Origin of the sequence: Bradyrhizobium zhengyangense, from assembly GCF_022012435.1 — a bacterium.
Taxonomy (GTDB): domain Bacteria; phylum Pseudomonadota; class Alphaproteobacteria; order Rhizobiales; family Xanthobacteraceae; genus Bradyrhizobium; species Bradyrhizobium zhengyangense.
Window position 1 is genome coordinate 617,991 of record NZ_JAKLUA010000001.1, and the last position, 15,955, is coordinate 633,945.

The 15,955-nt window shown below is 61.4% G+C and carries 25 protein-coding genes; 8 read left to right on the forward strand and 17 right to left on the reverse strand.

The genetic code is table 11. From position 1 onward, the window contains the following. The 12 genes from L6637_RS02905 to L6637_RS02960 form a co-directional block, all read right to left on the reverse strand. The gene (locus L6637_RS02905) at positions 1 to 1,242 is read right to left on the reverse strand and encodes a hypothetical protein (RefSeq protein ID WP_237869090.1); all 1,242 of its coding nucleotides are present in this window, start codon (positions 1,240 to 1,242) and stop codon (positions 1 to 3) included. An 11-nt stretch (positions 1,243 to 1,253) separates the two neighbouring features. Then, a complete protein-coding gene (locus L6637_RS02910) occupies positions 1,254 to 2,255 on the reverse strand; it encodes a phage tail protein (RefSeq protein ID WP_237869092.1) in 1,002 nt (333 codons plus the stop codon). Then, the gene (locus L6637_RS02915) at positions 2,252 to 2,608 is read right to left on the reverse strand and encodes a hypothetical protein (protein ID WP_237869094.1); all 357 of its coding nucleotides are present in this window, start codon (positions 2,606 to 2,608) and stop codon (positions 2,252 to 2,254) included. Before L6637_RS02915 ends, L6637_RS02910 begins: the two co-directional genes overlap by 4 nt. Before the next feature lie 158 nt (positions 2,609 to 2,766). Then, positions 2,767 to 2,925, reverse strand: a complete 159-nt coding sequence (locus L6637_RS02920) for a hypothetical protein (protein ID WP_237869096.1) — start codon at positions 2,923 to 2,925, stop codon at positions 2,767 to 2,769. Next, entirely contained in the window at positions 2,925 to 3,128 is a 204-nt protein-coding gene (locus L6637_RS02925) for a hypothetical protein (protein ID WP_237869097.1), read from the reverse strand. Before L6637_RS02925 ends, L6637_RS02920 begins: the two co-directional genes overlap by 1 nt. 193 nt (positions 3,129 to 3,321) lie before the next feature. Continuing rightward, entirely contained in the window at positions 3,322 to 3,708 is a 387-nt protein-coding gene (locus L6637_RS02930) for a DUF5681 domain-containing protein (RefSeq protein ID WP_237869099.1), read from the reverse strand. Between the two features lie 93 nt (positions 3,709 to 3,801). Beyond that, on the reverse strand, positions 3,802 to 4,290 hold the full coding sequence (locus tag L6637_RS02935; protein WP_237869101.1) for a hypothetical protein: 489 nt from the start codon (positions 4,288 to 4,290) through the stop codon (positions 3,802 to 3,804). Continuing rightward, positions 4,283 to 5,452: an AAA family ATPase gene (locus L6637_RS02940; RefSeq protein ID WP_237869102.1), complete on the reverse strand. Its 1,170-nt coding sequence runs from the start codon at positions 5,450 to 5,452 to the stop codon at positions 4,283 to 4,285. Before L6637_RS02940 ends, L6637_RS02935 begins: the two co-directional genes overlap by 8 nt. Then, entirely contained in the window at positions 5,449 to 5,706 is a 258-nt protein-coding gene (locus L6637_RS02945; RefSeq protein WP_237869103.1) for a hypothetical protein, read from the reverse strand. Before L6637_RS02945 ends, L6637_RS02940 begins: the two co-directional genes overlap by 4 nt. After that, positions 5,703 to 5,945, reverse strand: a complete 243-nt coding sequence (locus tag L6637_RS02950; protein ID WP_237869104.1) for a hypothetical protein — start codon at positions 5,943 to 5,945, stop codon at positions 5,703 to 5,705. The genes L6637_RS02945 and L6637_RS02950 overlap by 4 nt, the downstream gene beginning before the upstream one ends. 212 nt (positions 5,946 to 6,157) lie before the next feature. Beyond that, positions 6,158 to 6,358, reverse strand: coding sequence for a DNA-binding protein (locus L6637_RS02955; protein WP_237869105.1), 201 nt, complete (start codon positions 6,356 to 6,358; stop codon positions 6,158 to 6,160). Continuing rightward, positions 6,358 to 6,555, reverse strand: coding sequence for a DNA-binding protein (locus tag L6637_RS02960; protein ID WP_237869106.1), 198 nt, complete (start codon positions 6,553 to 6,555; stop codon positions 6,358 to 6,360). The genes L6637_RS02955 and L6637_RS02960 overlap by 1 nt, the downstream gene beginning before the upstream one ends. A 202-nt stretch (positions 6,556 to 6,757) precedes the next feature. Between L6637_RS02960 and L6637_RS02965 the strand changes: the two genes are divergently transcribed. The 3 genes from L6637_RS02965 (at position 6,758) to L6637_RS02975 (ending at position 9,058) form a co-directional block, all read left to right on the forward strand. Then, entirely contained in the window at positions 6,758 to 7,282 is a 525-nt protein-coding gene (locus tag L6637_RS02965; protein ID WP_237869107.1) for an Arc family DNA-binding protein, read from the forward strand. A gap of 2 nt (positions 7,283 to 7,284) precedes the next feature. After that, positions 7,285 to 8,454 carry a tyrosine-type recombinase/integrase gene (locus tag L6637_RS02970; protein WP_237869108.1) on the forward strand — a complete coding sequence of 390 codons (1,170 nt, stop codon included), beginning with the start codon at positions 7,285 to 7,287 and terminating at the stop codon, positions 8,452 to 8,454. Positions 8,455 to 8,845: 391 nt separating this feature from the next. Beyond that, positions 8,846 to 9,058: a hypothetical protein gene (locus tag L6637_RS02975; protein ID WP_237869110.1), complete on the forward strand. Its 213-nt coding sequence runs from the start codon at positions 8,846 to 8,848 to the stop codon at positions 9,056 to 9,058. 142 nt (positions 9,059 to 9,200) lie between these two features. Here L6637_RS02975 and L6637_RS02980 read toward each other — a convergent pair whose 3' ends face one another. After that, positions 9,201 to 9,503 carry a hypothetical protein gene (locus L6637_RS02980; RefSeq protein WP_237862502.1) on the reverse strand — a complete coding sequence of 101 codons (303 nt, stop codon included), beginning with the start codon at positions 9,501 to 9,503 and terminating at the stop codon, positions 9,201 to 9,203. Positions 9,504 to 9,655: 152 nt separating this feature from the next. Between L6637_RS02980 and L6637_RS02985 the strand changes: the two genes are divergently transcribed. Further along, positions 9,656 to 9,826, forward strand: coding sequence for a hypothetical protein (locus tag L6637_RS02985; protein WP_237862503.1), 171 nt, complete (start codon positions 9,656 to 9,658; stop codon positions 9,824 to 9,826). Between the two features lie 305 nt (positions 9,827 to 10,131). Here L6637_RS02985 and L6637_RS02990 read toward each other — a convergent pair whose 3' ends face one another. The 3 genes from L6637_RS02990 to L6637_RS03000 form a co-directional block, all read right to left on the reverse strand. After that, on the reverse strand, positions 10,132 to 10,920 hold the full coding sequence (locus tag L6637_RS02990; protein WP_237869111.1) for a hypothetical protein: 789 nt from the start codon (positions 10,918 to 10,920) through the stop codon (positions 10,132 to 10,134). Between the two features lie 171 nt (positions 10,921 to 11,091). Next, positions 11,092 to 11,328, reverse strand: coding sequence for a hypothetical protein (locus L6637_RS02995; RefSeq protein ID WP_237869112.1), 237 nt, complete (start codon positions 11,326 to 11,328; stop codon positions 11,092 to 11,094). A 75-nt stretch (positions 11,329 to 11,403) separates the two neighbouring features. Next, entirely contained in the window at positions 11,404 to 11,640 is a 237-nt protein-coding gene (locus L6637_RS03000) for a hypothetical protein (protein ID WP_237862506.1), read from the reverse strand. Positions 11,641 to 11,899: 259 nt separating this feature from the next. On the opposite strand from L6637_RS03000, the gene L6637_RS03005 reads away from it, so the two are divergent. Next, positions 11,900 to 12,247 (forward strand): DUF6481 family protein, encoded by a 348-nt coding sequence (locus tag L6637_RS03005; RefSeq protein WP_237862507.1) that lies wholly within the window; start codon positions 11,900 to 11,902, stop codon positions 12,245 to 12,247. Between the two features lie 156 nt (positions 12,248 to 12,403). Here the strand turns inward: L6637_RS03005 and L6637_RS03010 are convergent, their stop codons facing one another. Then, positions 12,404 to 12,649, reverse strand: coding sequence for a pentapeptide MXKDX repeat protein (locus tag L6637_RS03010; protein ID WP_237862508.1), 246 nt, complete (start codon positions 12,647 to 12,649; stop codon positions 12,404 to 12,406). A 346-nt stretch (positions 12,650 to 12,995) separates the two neighbouring features. On the opposite strand from L6637_RS03010, the gene L6637_RS03015 reads away from it, so the two are divergent. The 3 genes from L6637_RS03015 to L6637_RS03025 are packed head-to-tail and all read left to right on the forward strand — an operon-like array spanning position 12,996 to position 15,924. Further along, complete coding sequence (locus tag L6637_RS03015; RefSeq protein WP_237869113.1) at positions 12,996 to 14,018, forward strand: TRAP transporter substrate-binding protein; 1,023 nt, start codon at positions 12,996 to 12,998, stop codon at positions 14,016 to 14,018. Next, positions 14,015 to 14,569, forward strand: a complete 555-nt coding sequence (locus L6637_RS03020) for a TRAP transporter small permease (RefSeq protein WP_237869114.1) — start codon at positions 14,015 to 14,017, stop codon at positions 14,567 to 14,569. The genes L6637_RS03015 and L6637_RS03020 overlap by 4 nt, the downstream gene beginning before the upstream one ends. Further along, positions 14,566 to 15,924, forward strand: coding sequence for a TRAP transporter large permease (locus tag L6637_RS03025; RefSeq protein WP_237862511.1), 1,359 nt, complete (start codon positions 14,566 to 14,568; stop codon positions 15,922 to 15,924). The genes L6637_RS03020 and L6637_RS03025 overlap by 4 nt, the downstream gene beginning before the upstream one ends. Positions 15,925 to 15,955 lie beyond the last annotated feature (31 nt).

The following is a 15,955-nucleotide window of genomic DNA, read 5'->3' on the forward strand; positions in this document are numbered from 1 at the left end:
TCACTCCCTCAGTCCCAAGATCTCAGCCGCGATGCGAAGCTGCCGATCGCCCGTTGCTGCTGCAAACTGCTTTTCCAGCGCCGCAAGCGTGCTACTCTTCCCCGTATTGCGCACGGCGCCGGCATAACCAGGCTTCTGAACAGGCGGCAGGTCGGCCCGCACGACGGCCTTCGGAGCGTTTTTGATGGCGCGATATCGCAACGCATCAGCCGCCATCCGCTGAAACGCGGGGTGATGCAGCGCCAGATTGGTCTTCGCCTCATGGAGCAGCGCCTCGCGAGTGACGCCAAGCTCGCCCACGTAGCTGACGAGTTCCTCCGCCATCGCGGACTTTTCCGCGTGCGTCATCGGCCCCAGGACTTCATCAGCCTGCCTGTTGTATTCCTGATAGCGAGCCTGAAACTGCTGCTGCTGCTCGATAGCCTGCCGCTGCTGCCATTCAGCGCTGGTCCGCTGCAATGTATCAACACGCTGAAGCACACCCATCGCTCGCTGAACGCGCTGCGGGTCGGCCTGGTTGAGAATCGAGATCGCTTCCGCCCATCGATCGACCGGGATTTCCGCCAGCTCTGGGAGGTGATCAATCAGGTTCGCTTGAGCGAATTGGGTCGCAGCCGTCAGCGCCTGCGCATACTGCTGTTTGGCAGCATCAGCCTTGCCAAGTTCGTCCTCGATGGCCTGACGCACCTGGGGATGCTGCATGGCCTTCGCGACCTCAGGATCGAGGCCTTCGACGTTCGGAGCAGTTTCGGCGGATTGCTGGATCGGCTGCTGCGCTTGCTGCTGCTCGCCGACTTGCTTTGCTTCCAACGAGCGAACATCGTTTTCGTCGAAACCAAACTTCGCTGCGCTCTTAGGGTCGGCCTTGAACTGCTTCAGTCGCGCTTGATCGACCTCTTCGGCGAATTTGGAAAGATCCGCGCCCTCGACGTAGCTGGCAATATCGGAGGCCGCAGCGGTGAAATCATCCGATGCCTGTTCGGCCGTAAGCGCTTCGTTAGGATCGAGCTTGCCCTGGGCCTCCAGGAGCTCCATGACAGGCAGGCTTTCATCTTCGGTGGCCGCAAGCGTGTCAGCCGCTTCCCGCAGCGATGTTTCGTCGCTGCCGATCTCGTCCGAAGGGGCGTCGTCTTTCCTGACGGTGTAGCCGGCGGAAACAAGTTCGGCTTCGCGACCGAAAAGCTGTTCGCTACCGCCCTCAAAGCGGCCGGCGTCGTCGCGTGACTGTTCGACTTCAGACATTCGATTGATCCTTAGACAATGCGAAGCAGCTTGTTCAAAACAATGGTTGGCTGCGTGACCGAAAAGGCTGCGCTTGTGCCACCCTGCGCGGTTCCTGTGAAGGAAGACGTTACGCTGAGCAAGGAAGTCGCAACTGTTGCCGCACCACCTGTCCCCGTACCACCGACTTGGACATTATTTCCGGGCTGAATGAAGCCGTAAAAAGTATTGCCACCGTTGACGAGTGTACTCGTGACAGAGCCACTTGGCGTATACGGAGGAAGGTTTGATGTGCCGATGGTTCCAGACTGCGCGCCGCCGACCGCGCCGAGGCTCGTGCCGCCAGGGCTGAAGACAGCCGAGGTAATACGAGACGCAGCGCTCCCGCCCATATCGTCTTTGCCAGCGATAACGCGCCCACGGAGATCCGGAACGTTGAAGGTCGTCGATCCGTCACCGTTGCCGTAAGTCGTGCTGAAAAGCGAAAACAGAGTTGAATAGGTCGTGCGCGAGATCGCTTGACCATAGGCCAGCACGAACGAGCTGTTCGGAGCGGTCGTACCGCCATAGTCGAGAAATCCGCCGATCGGGATCGAATACGGGTTTGCAAAAAAGCCCTGAAGATAGAACGCGCCGTCACTGTTGTTATAGACCGCAACGTAAGGCGTGCCCTGGACAAGCGTCCCGGCCGGCAACTCAACAGATGGGGCCGAACGCAAGGGCTTCGCTCCAAGGCTGTCCACGTTTAGCGTAACGGTTGCGCCGTTGGTTGTGTGCGGCGTGAATGCGATCATCTGATTGGAGAGCCGGGACAGGCTGTCGAAATTCTGGTTGCTCGCTACGGTATAGGCGGTGCTGGTGCCAGCCGTGACAATCGCACCTGAAATGTCGTCACGCCACTTGGCCGTAGAGGCCATCATCGCGCGTGCACTGTCGTTGATCGTGCTGGGCGCCTGACCTTCGGCCCACCCGACCGTGCTATCCGAGCTGGCATTCGCCGCAGCAGTCTGCGACCACCATGCAATGCCGGTCATGCGTGCTCCATCGACTTCGGCACCACCGGATAAACCCGGACAACCCGGTCACCGTCGAGGCGAAGGGGCAGCGGCTTCAGACGCCAATGCAGCGCGGGGTCAAACGGGGCGTTGTCCTCGTTCTCAATCGGCAGCCACTCGCCGCCATCACGGTCCTTGGTGGGCTTGAAGCTGGTCGAGATCAACTCGCCATCGCGCACCAAACAATACTGCCGGTCAGCAATGGGAAAGCCCTCTGCGGCCAAGGCAGCGTCACACAGCGAGCGAAACAGATCAGCGGGTCGCATACCCTTGCGATCGGCAAGCGCCTTCAGGAGGTCTGCCCGGTCGTACCTGCACCCAATGTCAGCCATCGGTCGTTTCCTTGGAGATCTTCCAGCCGCGTTGCTCTGCCAGCTCGAGAGCGGCGCGGAGTTGCATGTTCGAGACCTGACACAGTGCAGTGTCGGCGTGCAAAAGCCTTGCAAGCTCGCCAAGGTCAGCGCGATCAGGCCTGGGACGGTGGCACATGTCAGGCCGACGCTGGTTTCTTGACGATGTGCCAGCCGAGCGCCGCCATATCGGCCAGCATGATCTCGATCTCAGCATGGCTCAGCCTGCCCAGCTCGTTGCGGCGAAGCAGGTTGAGCATGTCCCATAGGTCTTTGTCGGCTCCGGTCTTGTCGCTCATCAGACAACATCCTTCGGGCCGCGAGAGCCGTCCTTGAGACCGCCGCCGTAATCGGCGCCGACTGGACGCGGGTTAACCTGGCTCTGCGGCCTGCCGTCACCGATGGTGTTGAGTTGCTTGCCGCTAACCGGATCTTTGAACGGCTTGATGCGCGCCCAAGCGTCCTGGTTCTCTGCGTGCGGGGTCTTGAAGTCCTTGGCCAAGTCGTCGCTCCATTCGTCGGATCAGTTGTGCCGAGAATGTAGCGAGAGCCGCCCTCAACCGCTCTAACAGCGTCTTACAACGTCTCCGCCAGACTACGTTTGGCTACGAAAAATGAGGTGGTTTGCAACACAGCCGTAACATAGAGGGTTTAAGTCCTTGATTTGACTCGCAAGCGATCGGATTTCGTATCCGTCAGCCGTCAATTTGCTTGGCAACGCGGGCTCTCAGATCCTCCTCGAGCCAGGCGAATACGGTTTCAGGATCGATCGCATCAGCGGTTGCCTGGATCAACGCCACAAGCCGACGCATCATCTGCATCTCGGCGGAGTCCATCGGTCCCGTGCGGTTCTCGATCGAGACCGCAATGTCTTTCGGGATGATGCTGAACAACACCCGCAGGTACGTTGACGGATCAGTGGCTCGCACACGCTCCAGCGTGGCTGCGCCATTGGCTGTCCAGTCCTTGAGCGCATCGGCGCACGCAGCCTCGGAAAACTTCGCACGCGCTCCCTGAGGCCTTCCCAGCGGGTTGCCAGACTGTCCGGGCTTCCACTTCGTGCTTACCGCCTGTTTGTTCACGCCAGTCTTCTCCTATTTCCTTGGTAACGGTTGGTCACGGTAACGGTCACGTCACGGTAACGGTTGGTCATGGTCACGCGGTCACGTCACGGTTCACCCCCCTATAAGGGGGTGACCGGACGTTACCTGACCCGTTACTGATGCTGGCTCGGCGGATGTAGTCGCATTGAGGTGTTCGCGCTCAGCCCATCGGGGCGTAAAGCCTGGATCTTGTTCGCCACACATGGCGTAGAGCCAATAGGTGAAGTTGTCGAAATACTGCCCCCGGTGGACAACGCTGACGTACCTCGGGCCGATGGCGGTTTGTTTGATCTTTGCCACCGCGAAGTCACCATGATAGGCGCCGTGCCCCAACAACACCGGCAATGGCTGCCCCTCGCTGTAAATCTCCCACCCCAGCGGTTCATCCTCGAATAACTTGCCGTCGATGATGCGCAGCACCCTCATTCCATCTGGATTGCCCATCGTGCCGCGATAGATCGGCGCCGGAGGGGAGACCGGTTGCGGTTGTGTGTGCTTAGGACGCTGCACGGGCGGCAAGTGCTTGGCCCGCTCCAGTAGATGCTCCAAAGGCTCAGCCATTGACCCTCCACGTGCCGGCGTACTCTCGTACCAGGCCCTTGTCCTTGAGGGCCATGCGAGCTTCATAGTGGCGCTGCTTGGTGGCGATGCCCTGTTCCTTGGCGAGCTCGTTCCACGCCTCCACGGTCAGCCCGGTCGGGCCGGCGTCGGACAGAAGCCGGTACATCACGCGTTGATTGGTGGAGAGCTTGGGCTCGCTGGAAGATGTCCGGACTTCGGACACCTCGTCGCCGCTCACGATGTTGACCGTGATCGGGTCGCCGTCGTCGTCGGTGCCGAACTCGACTATCTCAGACGCGAATGAGAACAGCGGGCCGTCAGGTATGTCGTTTGCCTTGTCAACCGTCGCAGTCTTGATGGTGTCGCCGCAGATCGTCACCAGCACGTCAACGTCACCATACAGGGCGTTGGAGCCGCGTGCGCCTCTGGCCTCGTCCTTACCCGTATGCCCAATAAGGGCAACGTGCGGGTTTCCGAGCGCGTCCTTGATGCGCTGGAGATTGGCGAACACTTTGCCCTGGTCTTTCGCGCTGTTTTCATCGCCGCCGCCGGCTGCAATCATCTTGGCGAACGTGTCGAAGATCAGCAGCCCGGCGCAATTGCAATCCGAAAGTCGGATAAAGTAATCCTCCGCACGCTGCACCGCCTCCACTACCAACGGCACAGTTGCCGGGTTCATCATGTCCAGCATACCGGGGTGCACAACAACGGGGATTGGCTGGCTCTCCGGAATTCCCAGCTTCTGGCGGTGAGCGATCAGCCGCCGCTTCACCAGATCGGCGCGCTCAAGGGCGAAGTAAACCACTCCCACGGGGTTGCCGGGCGGCCTTCGGCCGAACCACGGTTGATTGAGCGCAATGCTCATTGCTGCAGATGCAAGAAGCGCCGACTTCATACCGCCGGGAGGGGCAATCCATGCCGATGTTTCACCCCAAGCAAAAATACCCTTGATGATATGAGCCTTAGCGCAATCATCCTCGAGAAAGATGCTCTCAAGGGGTTCAAGCCGCAGAGCTGCCCTATGAGGTATCTTCAGCGAGGATAAACGGTCGCGGCGCTCGTCCCGCTCTTGCTGCTCTGGAGGCTTCGCACCAGGCCAAGTATCCGGGAACGGGTCTTTCGGATCGAGGGGCGGTATCGGGCAGGGAAACTGGTCTGTCATTCGGCCCTCATCAGCTCGGGATAGACCAAATCCAACGCACCCATCTCCTCCAGCTTGGAGTCGAGCTCTGCGGTCGTCATGGTGCCGTTCTTTACGGCCAGCCCCATCACTTTCAGCTCATGAGCCAGCCACTGAGCGCGGCTGTACATAAAGCGCAGGCCGGCAAGCTGGAGCTGTTTGCGGATTTCAGGATCGCTGACCATAAGATGATCGCGCGAAACTGGCGCAAGTTGCGCCGGTTTGACGTGCATCATGCCGCGCCTCCACTCGGCTTGCCGATGCCGTCGAGCAACCCGCGAGGTTTCGTTTCAATCTGAACCGAAACTGGGTGCGCCTCCGCTTCACATGCCTCAATGTGATCGCGCAGGGTCAGATATACGCCGAGCAGATCCTGCTCAGCCTGCTTCAGGCTGGCGATTGAATATCCTGTGTGCACGAGATGCGCGAGGATATGTCGAAGCTGGCAATCGATCATCTCGATAGGGTTCTTCATGCCGGCGCCCTCCAAGCTCGAATGCGCGAGGGAGCGCGCTTGCGGAAGCGTTCGCCGAGCGATGCGTGCTCGACGACGTAGCCGCGCCCGAATACGGAGCGAGCTAGTTGCGCGAAGTCGGACGATGATTTAGAAGTATTGCTGTCCGCCAAGACAACACACTTCGTAAGGGGCTCGCTCAAAAGGCGGGCCTTTTCTTTTTCGATCATGCTTCAAGCCACCTCCGCGCCGGTTGCGCGCTTGAGGTAGCCTTCGCGAATTGCGCTCTTCAGAGCGACCCAGCGGCCACCCTGTTTGAATACGCCGGGCAATTCGCCCTTCTCCGCGAGATAAAAGGCGCGCCGCTCCGGGATGCCGGTGAAGCGGCTGATCTGCTTGATACCCTCGATGAGGTCGTCCGCGATGCTATCCATCAAGCGACCTCCAGCCCGAGTTGCCGGCGCAGTGCCGCGGTCGGCACCTTCAACAATCTTCCAACCTTGATCGTCGGAATTTCGCCACGGCCGGCGGCGGCATAGCTGCCGTTTCGGCTCAGGCCGTAACAGATCCTGCCGACATCAGGGACATCCGCAGTTGGGGCCGACAAGAGAGCCCTAAGCTCGTCATTCATTCGATTGCTCCGGTTTGGTTGACCCCTCGACACGGAACGAACCGGGGTATTATTTGCACATGAAATCACTTGCAATAATGCAATATGATACGGCGACACCCCTTGTCAAGGTTTGTCGCACGTGATATTCAGTGCAATAAATGACGTCGAGGGACTAGCAGTGACAGAAACTAGAGAAAAGCGGCCTAGGGGACGTCCATCCGTGCCCGAGGCGGAAAAGAAGGGTCGCAACTTCACGTTCAGAAGCCGGGGCGACATGCATGAAAGGCTGTCAGAGGCCGCTGCTGCAACTGGGCGTTCGATCAGCGAGGAGATCGAGGCGCGACTTGCTCAGTCGTTTGAAGCGGAGAGCAAAATGGCTGCCTTCCGTCAGGAATGGGAGCAACGCATTCAGGACCAGCGAGAGGTAGCTGAGCAGATCCGAAAGGATCTCAATGCCTCAAAGGCCGAAGTCCAGGAGCTCAATGAGCAGGCTAAGGTTCAGATGGCTGAACAATCGGCTGTGCTCAGGAGCTTAGAGCGTGACCTGGATCGGTACGCCGCTTCTGCCAACGTGATCGATGCCCTCATGGGGGAGAATGAAGCGTCGCGCGATCTAATCAGGCGCATTTCGTTTGAGCTCATGAGCAATCCCGAGTGGGACGGCAACGAAGCAGATCGGAAGGCGATCGCTGATCGCATTCATTCGTACATCTATCCGCCAGAAATTTTTGGCTCGAGGATTTAAACATGGCCAAGGTTCGCAAGCGCACCCTTCCCTCCGGTCTCGTCCGTTGGCAGGCGGGCTATATCGATGGCGGCGGTCAGCGCCGGTTCAAGATGTTCGATCGCAAGTCCGATGCTGAGGCTTGGCTAGTTGAGGTTCAGCACGACATGGTGCGCGGGCTGCACACCCCTGGCAGCATCTCCCCCACCATGAAGGATGCGGCGGCGCTCTGGATCAAGCGTTGTAACGAGAAGGGTCTCGAGCCAACAACCATTCGGGGCTACGAAGAGCACGTCAATCTTCACATCGTCCCCTTCATCGGCGCCAAGAAGGCTTCCGAAATGACGGTCCCTGCCGTCAATGCCTTCGCCGATCAGCTCCGCGAGGCCGGCCGTTCTGCCGAGATGATCAAGAAGGTCGTCGGGTCTCTCGGGAGCATCTTCAAGGAATTGCGGCGCCGGGGTCTTTCGAGCACCGCTCCGACCTCTGGTGTTGATCTTGATCTTCCCGACCGCGAAGATCCGCGCCCTGTCATTCCGACCAAGGCCGAATTGCAGACCATCATTGCCGGTGCAACCGGTCGCTGGCGGCCGATCATGCTTGTGGCGATCTTCTGCGGGCTACGGGCCAGTGAGCTACGTGGCCTGACGTGGTCGAACGTAGATTTTGGCGCCAAGCAACTGAGCCTGACCCAACGGGCCGACGCGCACCACCGGATCGGCAAGCTAAAGTCGAAAGCGGCCTATAGGACCGTCCCCTGCCCGCCCATCGTCATCAACGCCCTGCGCGAATGGAAACTAGTCTGCCCGAAGGGTGACATGGACCTCGTTTTCCCCAACGGAATGGGCAAGGTGGAGTCACATTCGAACATGCTGGAACGGGGTCTGCACCCTATCCTGCTGGCACAGGGCATAACGGAAATGGCGCCGGTGCTGGACGAGGCCGGCAAACCGGTTCTCAACGAAACCTGCGAACCGAAGATTGCGGAGCTACCGAAGTACGGCATGCATACCCTGCGCCATGCCTGCGCTTCCCTGTGGATCGAGAACGGCCACAATCCGAAGCAGATCCAGCGCCTCATGGGACATAGCTCGATCAAGGTTACGTTTGACATTTACGGCCATCTCTTCGCCGATGCAGACGCGGATCAGCGCGCTGCGGAGGGTGTACAGGCGCGGTTGCTCGGAGCGTAGCTTGCTGGAGACCTTAAAGATCCTTGGCGCGTTCTGGCTGGCGATGATTTTTTCGCTTCTTGTTTGTGCCATTGTACTTCAGGGGCTTCGATTGCCTCCACGCCTAGTGCGCTGGCTACGCAACACGAGGGCAACACCGAGGAGCTAAGCCATTGATCGGACTCAATATCCAAAAGCTTTCTACTCTGAGGGTTGCAGGTTCGATTCCTGCCGGGATCGCCAGGCGTCTGGTCGACATGCGCTGACGTTCATCATTAACGCGCCACCTGACTTCCTATCGCAAATCTGTCGTGTTTCACGAACGCGTGGGTCGCCTTGCCGCGGGCTTTGAACCCGGACGGTGCGTCCTATCTCAACGCGACGAGCCATTGCGCTCAAACAAGGACTTTCGATGCCGCGGGCCGAATTGACGAGAATGGGGATCGCCTTTGCGGTGGCGCTGGTGGCGATGTCGTATCTGGCAATCGACGCCGGGCTCGTGGACCTCAGCTCCGGCGCGATCACAAAGCGCATCGAAATAGCCCAGGCGTCGATTGCCGATGCCGCCATGAGTCAGCATCAACTGGCCTCCGCTGTCCAGGCGTGGACGCACCGCGATCGTTAGAAGCCGCGGTCGGCGATGATGTGACCTCGGTCTTTCGCGCCATCGCTGCGATCGTCAGCACTGCAACGCGCACGATGGCCGACGGTACTTTTCGATTCGATGGGGCGGCTGGGACCAAACGGGGCGGTAGGGCCGAATGCGGTCAGTCCGTGTCCGTGGGCTCGTCATCGCGACGATCGCGCGCAAGCTGATGCCAGGCCAGCGCCAGTTCGATGAGGCGTTGCCGGTCGGGGCCTTCCGACGCCGCGGCGCGCTTCATTGCCGCCTCGGCTTCGTGCTGTGGATCGTACTTGGTACACATGAGTGCCGACTCTAACCGCTCGATCCGGACAAGTGCGTGGCAATTTCGTCCGTATGATTGCGGATAATTGGGCGTGTTACCGACGATTTCGGCACGCTCTAATTGTGACCCGCATAGAATTGCACTGGCGGTTTCAAACCGCACGCAAATCCCCCGCTGCGCGCGATTGTGACGATCGTACGCACAAATCGGTGAGGCCCGTTCATTTACGCCGATCTGTGAATTGCATCACAGCCGTGGCCCGGCGCGTTCGCTAAGAAGCAACATAGTACTCCGCAGAACGCGACAGAGGATCGATGGCTGTCCCCCTCACGAGACGAGAAGCCGAAGCGCAAGCGCCCACGTCAACGCGCAAGGCCGACCTGCACGGCTTCGCCTTTCTCGCAACAATCGCCGTCGTGATGACCGCCTGGATCGGCGCCCTGGTCTGGGCTGCGATGGCGTTCCTGACCTGGCTTGTCTCGTAGCGCGGATCGCGCGCTATAACAGACAGTGCACGATCTGCACCGTCTTGATCCCCCCGCAAACGATCATGGCCCACAGCGCCAAGCTGATCTGGATCGCGTCCAGCATGTTCCCGTCCCCTGCGACTCACCTTTGATTTTTTCTTTGATCAATCGCGTGATGCCGCAATGAGCGCTAGTGGAAATTTGAGGCAGTTGTTGTGCGCCGCCACAAGGGTTCACCTGCAAAAGCGCAGGCTTCGGCGACCTCCGGAACAAATGAGGCGGACCTGAGCCCGCCTCATTCAGTTCAGATCTCGCTCGAGCGCTCAGTAGCAGGCGCGCGGATCGGCCTGCACGTACTGGCCACTCGGATAGCGATAGTAGCAAACGCCCTCGGCGACATAGTAGCCGGGACGCGAAGCGGCCGTTGCTCCAGCGATTGCGCCGGTCGCGCCACCGATGATGGCACCCGCGGCTGCGCCCGAGGCTCTGCCGGAAATCAGTCCGCCGAGCACACCCCCGACGATGGCGCCGCCCAGCGCGCTCGCGCCGGGATCGGGGGCCGGCGGCGGCGGCGGCGGTTCGTAGGCCACGGGCGGGCCCGGTGGCGGCGCGTAGGCCACCGGCGCGTCGTCCACATAGTCCTCGGAGATATAGGCGGGCGGGCCATCCATCCGTTGCGGATAATAATACCAGACGCCGCCGACATCCCACCACCAGCCGGGACGGCCATTGTGAACCTCGTGACGCCAGCGTCCGCCCTCCCAGGCGAGATTGCCGCGGTAGGCGTGTCCACCCCAGTCGCGCGCGGGCGCCGGACCGCGCGCCATGGTGCGGCCGGGCCCCGGGGGCGGCGCAGCGGCACGGTGCGGACCGGGACCCGGTCCGGGCGCCATATGGGCCTGACCACTGGGTTGCGTCACGGTACGCCCTGCCTGCGGCGGCGGACCTTTGCGCGCGTTCTGATTGGTCGGCGGCGGGCTGCCTGCGCCCTGCCCTGGCGGCTGGCCGGCACCCTTGGGCGGACCGGCGTCCTGCGCCTGCGCGGACAATGCCAGCAACGACATGGCCGAAACCACGGGAATGATGATCTTCATGCGGCTGGACGCACTCATCGGTGCCTACCCCTTACTTTCAGAAATTGCCGTGGCCCACGCGCGATAGACGAATCGGATCGCATTTGGCTGATGCCGGCTGACATAATTGACCTGCCAAGGCCATTTATGTCCCGTTACAAATGTTTAAGATCGCGGCGAATTTTCGTCCGGACGGGCGGCGGGCCGGGCTTAGCGAGCCGGCTCGATCACATCGCAATTGCGTCGCCCCGACATCAGGCAATCCTGCATCTTGCTGGCGGCGGTTAGGTCCCGAGCGAGCCACAGGCCGACCGCGAGAAGAACGGCAGCAATGATGAGACCCGCGATCGCTCCGCGACGACTGTCGCCGGATGGGCGCTTGGGCGAAGGATTCGGCGAAGCTTTGGGCTTCTCTACGGGATCGGGCATCGAGTCCGGCTGGGACATGGCGACCTTGGCGCTCGGCGAGGCCGTTTATCACCTCTGCGACCTCGCGTCACATCCCCGCGCGGCTTTCGCCGTTCAACCCTTGGTCTGCCTCACCGCTTCCTTGCGCAAGGTCTCGACCGCCGGGATCGCCTGCTGGGTGCGCGGCGCGCAGCTCGTCAGGATGAATGCGGTTTGGGTGCACTCCCAGGCGGCTCCAAGAACGGTACTTTCGATGGGCTGCGGACGGGCAGCCAGCAGCACCGCGCCTACGACCGCCACTGCGGCGACCACGATCGCAAGGGCTTTCAGGCTCAGCCGGAAAAAGATCATGCCCGTGCTCCGTCTCGTATGGCGGACGCTAGGCGCCGCCGCTGGGTGTCCTTATGAGGGACATCACAATTCGGCAGTTTTTCCGGGCTACGAATGGTCGGCTGGTTAAGCGATTTCGTGGACCTGATCGGCTGCGATTATGGGTGGCTTCACGGCGCGTGGCGATGTACACGCTTCTGCGTCGTGTGGTGCCTGCTTGTGCCCAGCCGACGTACCAACAGTCACCCATTTAGGATTGAAAGCGAGGAAGGCAAGGCCCGTGAGTGGATTTAGGGAACCAGGCTTCACCGACCGGCAGAAGGCGGCGCAGGAAGCGCGCAAAAATCTTTTGAACAAATTCAAGTCGCAGCCGGGGCACGACGATCCTGCGGTGGCGGCGAAGCGTGCCGAGCGCGAGGCGCTTGCAGCCAAGCGCACCGAAGCCAAGGCCGCGCGCGAGGCCGAAAAGGCCGAGCAGAAGCGCCTCGCAGAAGAGGCCAAGGCCGCTGAAGCTGCACGCCTTGCGCGTGAGGCCGAGGAAGCGGCCGCCAAGGCGGCAGCGCTCGAGGCCGAGCAGAAGGCCAAGCGCGACGCCCGCTACGCCGCCCGCAAGGCCAAGCGGAAGTGATCTTCAGCAAAATTTGACCTGAGGCGCGTGCGCTTCAGGTCAAATGATGCCGGACCGGGCGCGCCAGCGCGCAACCGGCGATGGACCGTGGGCGTACACTGATCAAACGCAGGCCGGGCTCGCCTCGTTGGAGGCGGCCGGCATGACGACAGGAGATCAGTTTTTCTTCATCATCCCGTCGTCTTTCTTCATGCCATCCTTGGACATCGTATCTTTCTTCATCATGCCGTCGTCCTTGGACATGTGATCCTTCTTCATACCGTCCTTGGACATCGTGTCCTTCTTCATCATGCCGTCGTCCTTGCCCATCTTGTCCTGGGCAAAAGCGGCCGGCGACAGCGCCAGGCCAAGCGAGAGAGCGGCAGCCGAGACGCCGAGCACGATGCGGGTGCGAATGGTCATGAGAAATATTCCCTTCGAGATGGTGTTGTGAAAGCGACAGGTGCCGCTACTCAATCTCGACGGATCGGCACGCATGCTTGTTACGCGGCATCGCGAACTTTTTTCGTAAGCCGCCTGACGCCTGCGCGATCGCTCCTTGACCAAAAGCGTTAACGACCGAAACACGAGGGCCCGGCGAGTGCAGCGCAGCAAGGCGAACACTTGCCGGAGCCTTCGGTCTCGAACTATCAGATGAGAGAAGTTCGGGTGAAAGACCGGCTAGGATGGGCCTCTGCGCCGGTCTCTTGATCCACCCAAATTACGTCAAACAAGAACCGTCCCAAGAAACCGTCGAAGGGGATACTCCATGTTCACGCGTCGTCACCTGCTCGCGAATGCTGTCGCAGCCCCCGCCATTCTCCGCTTCGGCATCGGCACCGCGCATGCCGCGACCACGCTGAAGATCTCACACCAGTTTCCCGGCGGCACCATCGACAAGGGCGATTTCCGCGACCGGCTCTGCCGCATGTTCGCGGCTGAAGTCAGTAAGCGCAGCAATGGCGACATTGCCGCCGAGATCTATCCGAACTCCTCGCTGATCAAGACCAACGCGCAGTTCTCCGCGATGCGCAAGGGCGCGCTCGACATCTCGCTGTATCCGATGCCCTATGCCGGCGGCGAACTGCCGGAGACCAATATCGGCCTGATGCCCGGCCTCGTCACCACCTACGACCAGGGCATCCGCTGGAAGAAGGAGCCGGTCGGCAAGGCGCTCTCCGACTTCCTCGCCGACAAGGGCATCATCCTGCTCTCTTGGGTGTGGCAGGCCGGCGGCGTCGCCAGCCGCTCCAAGCCGATCGTGGCGCCGGAAGACGCCAAGGGCATGAAGGTGCGCGGCGGCTCGCGCGAGATGGACATGGTGCTGCAGACCGCCGGCGCCTCGGTGCTGTCGGTGCCGTCCAACGAAATCTACGCGGCGATGCAGACCGGCGCATGCGATGCCGGCATCACCTCCTCCACCAGCCTGATCTCGTTCCGCCTCGAAGAGGTCGCGAAGTCGCTGACCTCGGGCGCGGGTACGTCCTACTGGTTCATGCTCGAGCCTCTGATGATGTCGAAGGCGATCTTCGACAAGCTGCCGAAGAACCAGCAGGACATCCTCGTCGCCGTCGGTGAAGAGTTAGAGGCCTTCGGCCGCAAGGGCGCACAGGATGACGATATCGAGGTCGCCAAGGTCTATGAGAAGGCCGGCGCCAAGGTCTCGGCGCTCGATGCCGCCACCGTCGGCAAATGGCGCGACATCGCACGCGATACCGCGTGGAAGGATTACGGCGCCAAGACCGCGACCGCCGCCAACCTGCTCAAGCTCGCCTCCGACGTCGCTGCATGAGCCACGGCCCTCTGCCGGATCGTGACGATCAGGCGAATGCTGCCGCACGGACCGGCCTTGCGGCAGCGCTCGATCGCGGTCTCGCGATCCTCAACCGCATCATCCTCGTATTCGCCGCACTGGCGCTGGTCGCGGCCTGCGCCATCCTGAGCTACAGCGTGCTGAGCCGCGCGCTGTTCAAGGCCGCCAATTACTGGCAGGACGAGGCCGCCGTGTTCCTCCTGGTCGGCGCGACCTTCATGACGGCGGCCTACGTGCAGCAGAACCGCGGCCATATCGGCATCGAAGCCTTCGTCGGCCTGCTGTCGCCGCTGGCAAACAGGATCCGGCTCTGGATCGTCGATGCCGCAACGTTCCTGTTCTGCGCCTTCTTCACCTGGAAGTCGTGGACGCTGACACATGAGGCCTATGTCGACGGCCAGGTCTCGAACTCGATGTGGTCGCCGCCGCTCGCCGTTCCCTATTCCCTGATGGCGCTTGGCATGAGCCTGCTCTGCGTCCAGATCCTCGTGCAGCTGGCGCTGCCCTTCGCTGGAGCCAGGCGGTCATGAGCGTTTTCGGCATCGGTATCGCTTACGGAGTGGCGACGCTGCTCGTGATGTTTTCGGGCATGCCGATTGCGTTCGCGCTCGGCGCGGTCGCGGTCGTGTTCATGGGGATCTACATGCCCTCGGCCTCGCTCGATACGGTGACGCAGAACGTCTACGAGGAGATGGCCTCGATCACGCTGCTGTCGATCCCGCTCTTCATCCTGAAGGGTGCGGCGATCGGCAAGTCGCGCGCTGGCCAGGATCTCTATTCCGCGCTGCACGCCTGGCTGCACCGCGTGCCCGGCGGCCTCGGCGTCGCCAACGTGTTCGCCTGCGCTTTGTTTGCGGCAATGGCGGGCTCAAGCCCTGCGACCTGCTCGGCCATCGGCTCGGCCGGCATCCCCGAGATGCGCAAGCGCGGCTATTCCGGCGGCTTTGCCGCCGGCATCATCGCCGCCGGCGGCACGCTCGGCATTCTCCTGCCGCCCTCGATCACCATGATCCTGTTTGCGGTCGCCGCCGAAAAGTCGCTCGGGCGGCTATTCCTCGCCGGCATCGGTCCCGGCCTGTTGCTGGTCTCGCTGTTCGGTTTCTACGCGGTGTTCCGCTTCCGCCGGGAATATGCCGCGGCCGAAGCGGCCTACAAGAACGGCGGCCCGGAAGCGGCAATCCTTGCCCGCGACGAATACACACTCGCCGAACGTTTCAGTGTTCTGCCCCGCGTGATCCCGTTCGTGCTGCTGCTCACCGGTGTCATGGCAGCGCTCTATGGCGGCTTTGCCACGCCGTCGGAGACCGCCGGCCTTGGCGGACTTTTGGCGCTGGGGCTGATCGCGGCGATCTACGGCGTGTGGCGGCCTGAGGATCTCGGCCCGATCATGAAGTCGACGGTCCGGGAATCGACGATGCTGATGATGATCATCGGCATGTCGCTGCTCTATTCCTACGTGATGAGCTATCTGCACATCTCGCAATCGGCCGCCGAATCCGTCGTCGCGATGCATCTGCCGCGCTGGGGGCTGCTGTTCGCGGTCCTCGTCATGGTGGTCGTGCTGGGTTTCTTCCTGCCGCCGGTCTCGATCATCCTGATGACCGCGCCGATCATCCTGCCGCCGCTCCGCGCCGCCAATTTCGACATCATCTGGTTTGGCGTGGTCATGACCATCGTGATGGAGATGGGGCTGATCCATCCACCCGTCGGACTCAACATCTTCGTCATCCGCAACGTCGCCCCGGATATTCCGCTGAGCGAGGTGATCTGGGGCACACTGCCCTTCGTGCTCCTGATGATGGGCGCGGTGCTGCTGCTGTGTCTGGTGCCGGAGATCTCGACCTGGCTGCCGGATTTGGTGATGGGGCCGGACGGAAGCAGGTGACGCTCTCACCACCGTCATTGCGAGCGCAGCG

Coding starts and splice junctions, on each gene's coding strand:
- L6637_RS02905 (WP_237869090.1), bottom strand. CDS start 1,242: ATGTCTGAAGTCGAACAGTCACGCGACGACGCCGGCCGCTTTGAGGGC.
- L6637_RS02910 (WP_237869092.1), bottom strand. CDS start 2,255: ATGACCGGCATTGCATGGTGGTCGCAGACTGCTGCGGCGAATGCCAGC.
- L6637_RS02915 (WP_237869094.1), bottom strand. CDS start 2,608: ATGGCTGACATTGGGTGCAGGTACGACCGGGCAGACCTCCTGAAGGCG.
- L6637_RS02920 (WP_237869096.1), bottom strand. CDS start 2,925: ATGAGCGACAAGACCGGAGCCGACAAAGACCTATGGGACATGCTCAAC.
- L6637_RS02935 (WP_237869101.1), bottom strand. CDS start 4,290: ATGGCTGAGCCTTTGGAGCATCTACTGGAGCGGGCCAAGCACTTGCCG.
- L6637_RS02940 (WP_237869102.1), bottom strand. CDS start 5,452: ATGACAGACCAGTTTCCCTGCCCGATACCGCCCCTCGATCCGAAAGAC.
- L6637_RS02945 (WP_237869103.1), bottom strand. CDS start 5,706: ATGATGCACGTCAAACCGGCGCAACTTGCGCCAGTTTCGCGCGATCAT.
- L6637_RS02950 (WP_237869104.1), bottom strand. CDS start 5,945: ATGAAGAACCCTATCGAGATGATCGATTGCCAGCTTCGACATATCCTC.
- L6637_RS02955 (WP_237869105.1), bottom strand. CDS start 6,358: ATGGATAGCATCGCGGACGACCTCATCGAGGGTATCAAGCAGATCAGC.
- L6637_RS02960 (WP_237869106.1), bottom strand. CDS start 6,555: ATGAATGACGAGCTTAGGGCTCTCTTGTCGGCCCCAACTGCGGATGTC.
- L6637_RS02970 (WP_237869108.1), top strand. CDS start 7,285: ATGGCCAAGGTTCGCAAGCGCACCCTTCCCTCCGGTCTCGTCCGTTGG.
- L6637_RS02975 (WP_237869110.1), top strand. CDS start 8,846: ATGCCGCGGGCCGAATTGACGAGAATGGGGATCGCCTTTGCGGTGGCG.
- L6637_RS02985 (WP_237862503.1), top strand. CDS start 9,656: ATGGCTGTCCCCCTCACGAGACGAGAAGCCGAAGCGCAAGCGCCCACG.
- L6637_RS02990 (WP_237869111.1), bottom strand. CDS start 10,920: ATGAGTGCGTCCAGCCGCATGAAGATCATCATTCCCGTGGTTTCGGCC.
- L6637_RS02995 (WP_237869112.1), bottom strand. CDS start 11,328: ATGTCCCAGCCGGACTCGATGCCCGATCCCGTAGAGAAGCCCAAAGCT.
- L6637_RS03000 (WP_237862506.1), bottom strand. CDS start 11,640: ATGATCTTTTTCCGGCTGAGCCTGAAAGCCCTTGCGATCGTGGTCGCC.
- L6637_RS03010 (WP_237862508.1), bottom strand. CDS start 12,649: ATGACCATTCGCACCCGCATCGTGCTCGGCGTCTCGGCTGCCGCTCTC.
- L6637_RS03015 (WP_237869113.1), top strand. CDS start 12,996: ATGTTCACGCGTCGTCACCTGCTCGCGAATGCTGTCGCAGCCCCCGCC.
- L6637_RS03020 (WP_237869114.1), top strand. CDS start 14,015: ATGAGCCACGGCCCTCTGCCGGATCGTGACGATCAGGCGAATGCTGCC.
- L6637_RS03025 (WP_237862511.1), top strand. CDS start 14,566: ATGAGCGTTTTCGGCATCGGTATCGCTTACGGAGTGGCGACGCTGCTC.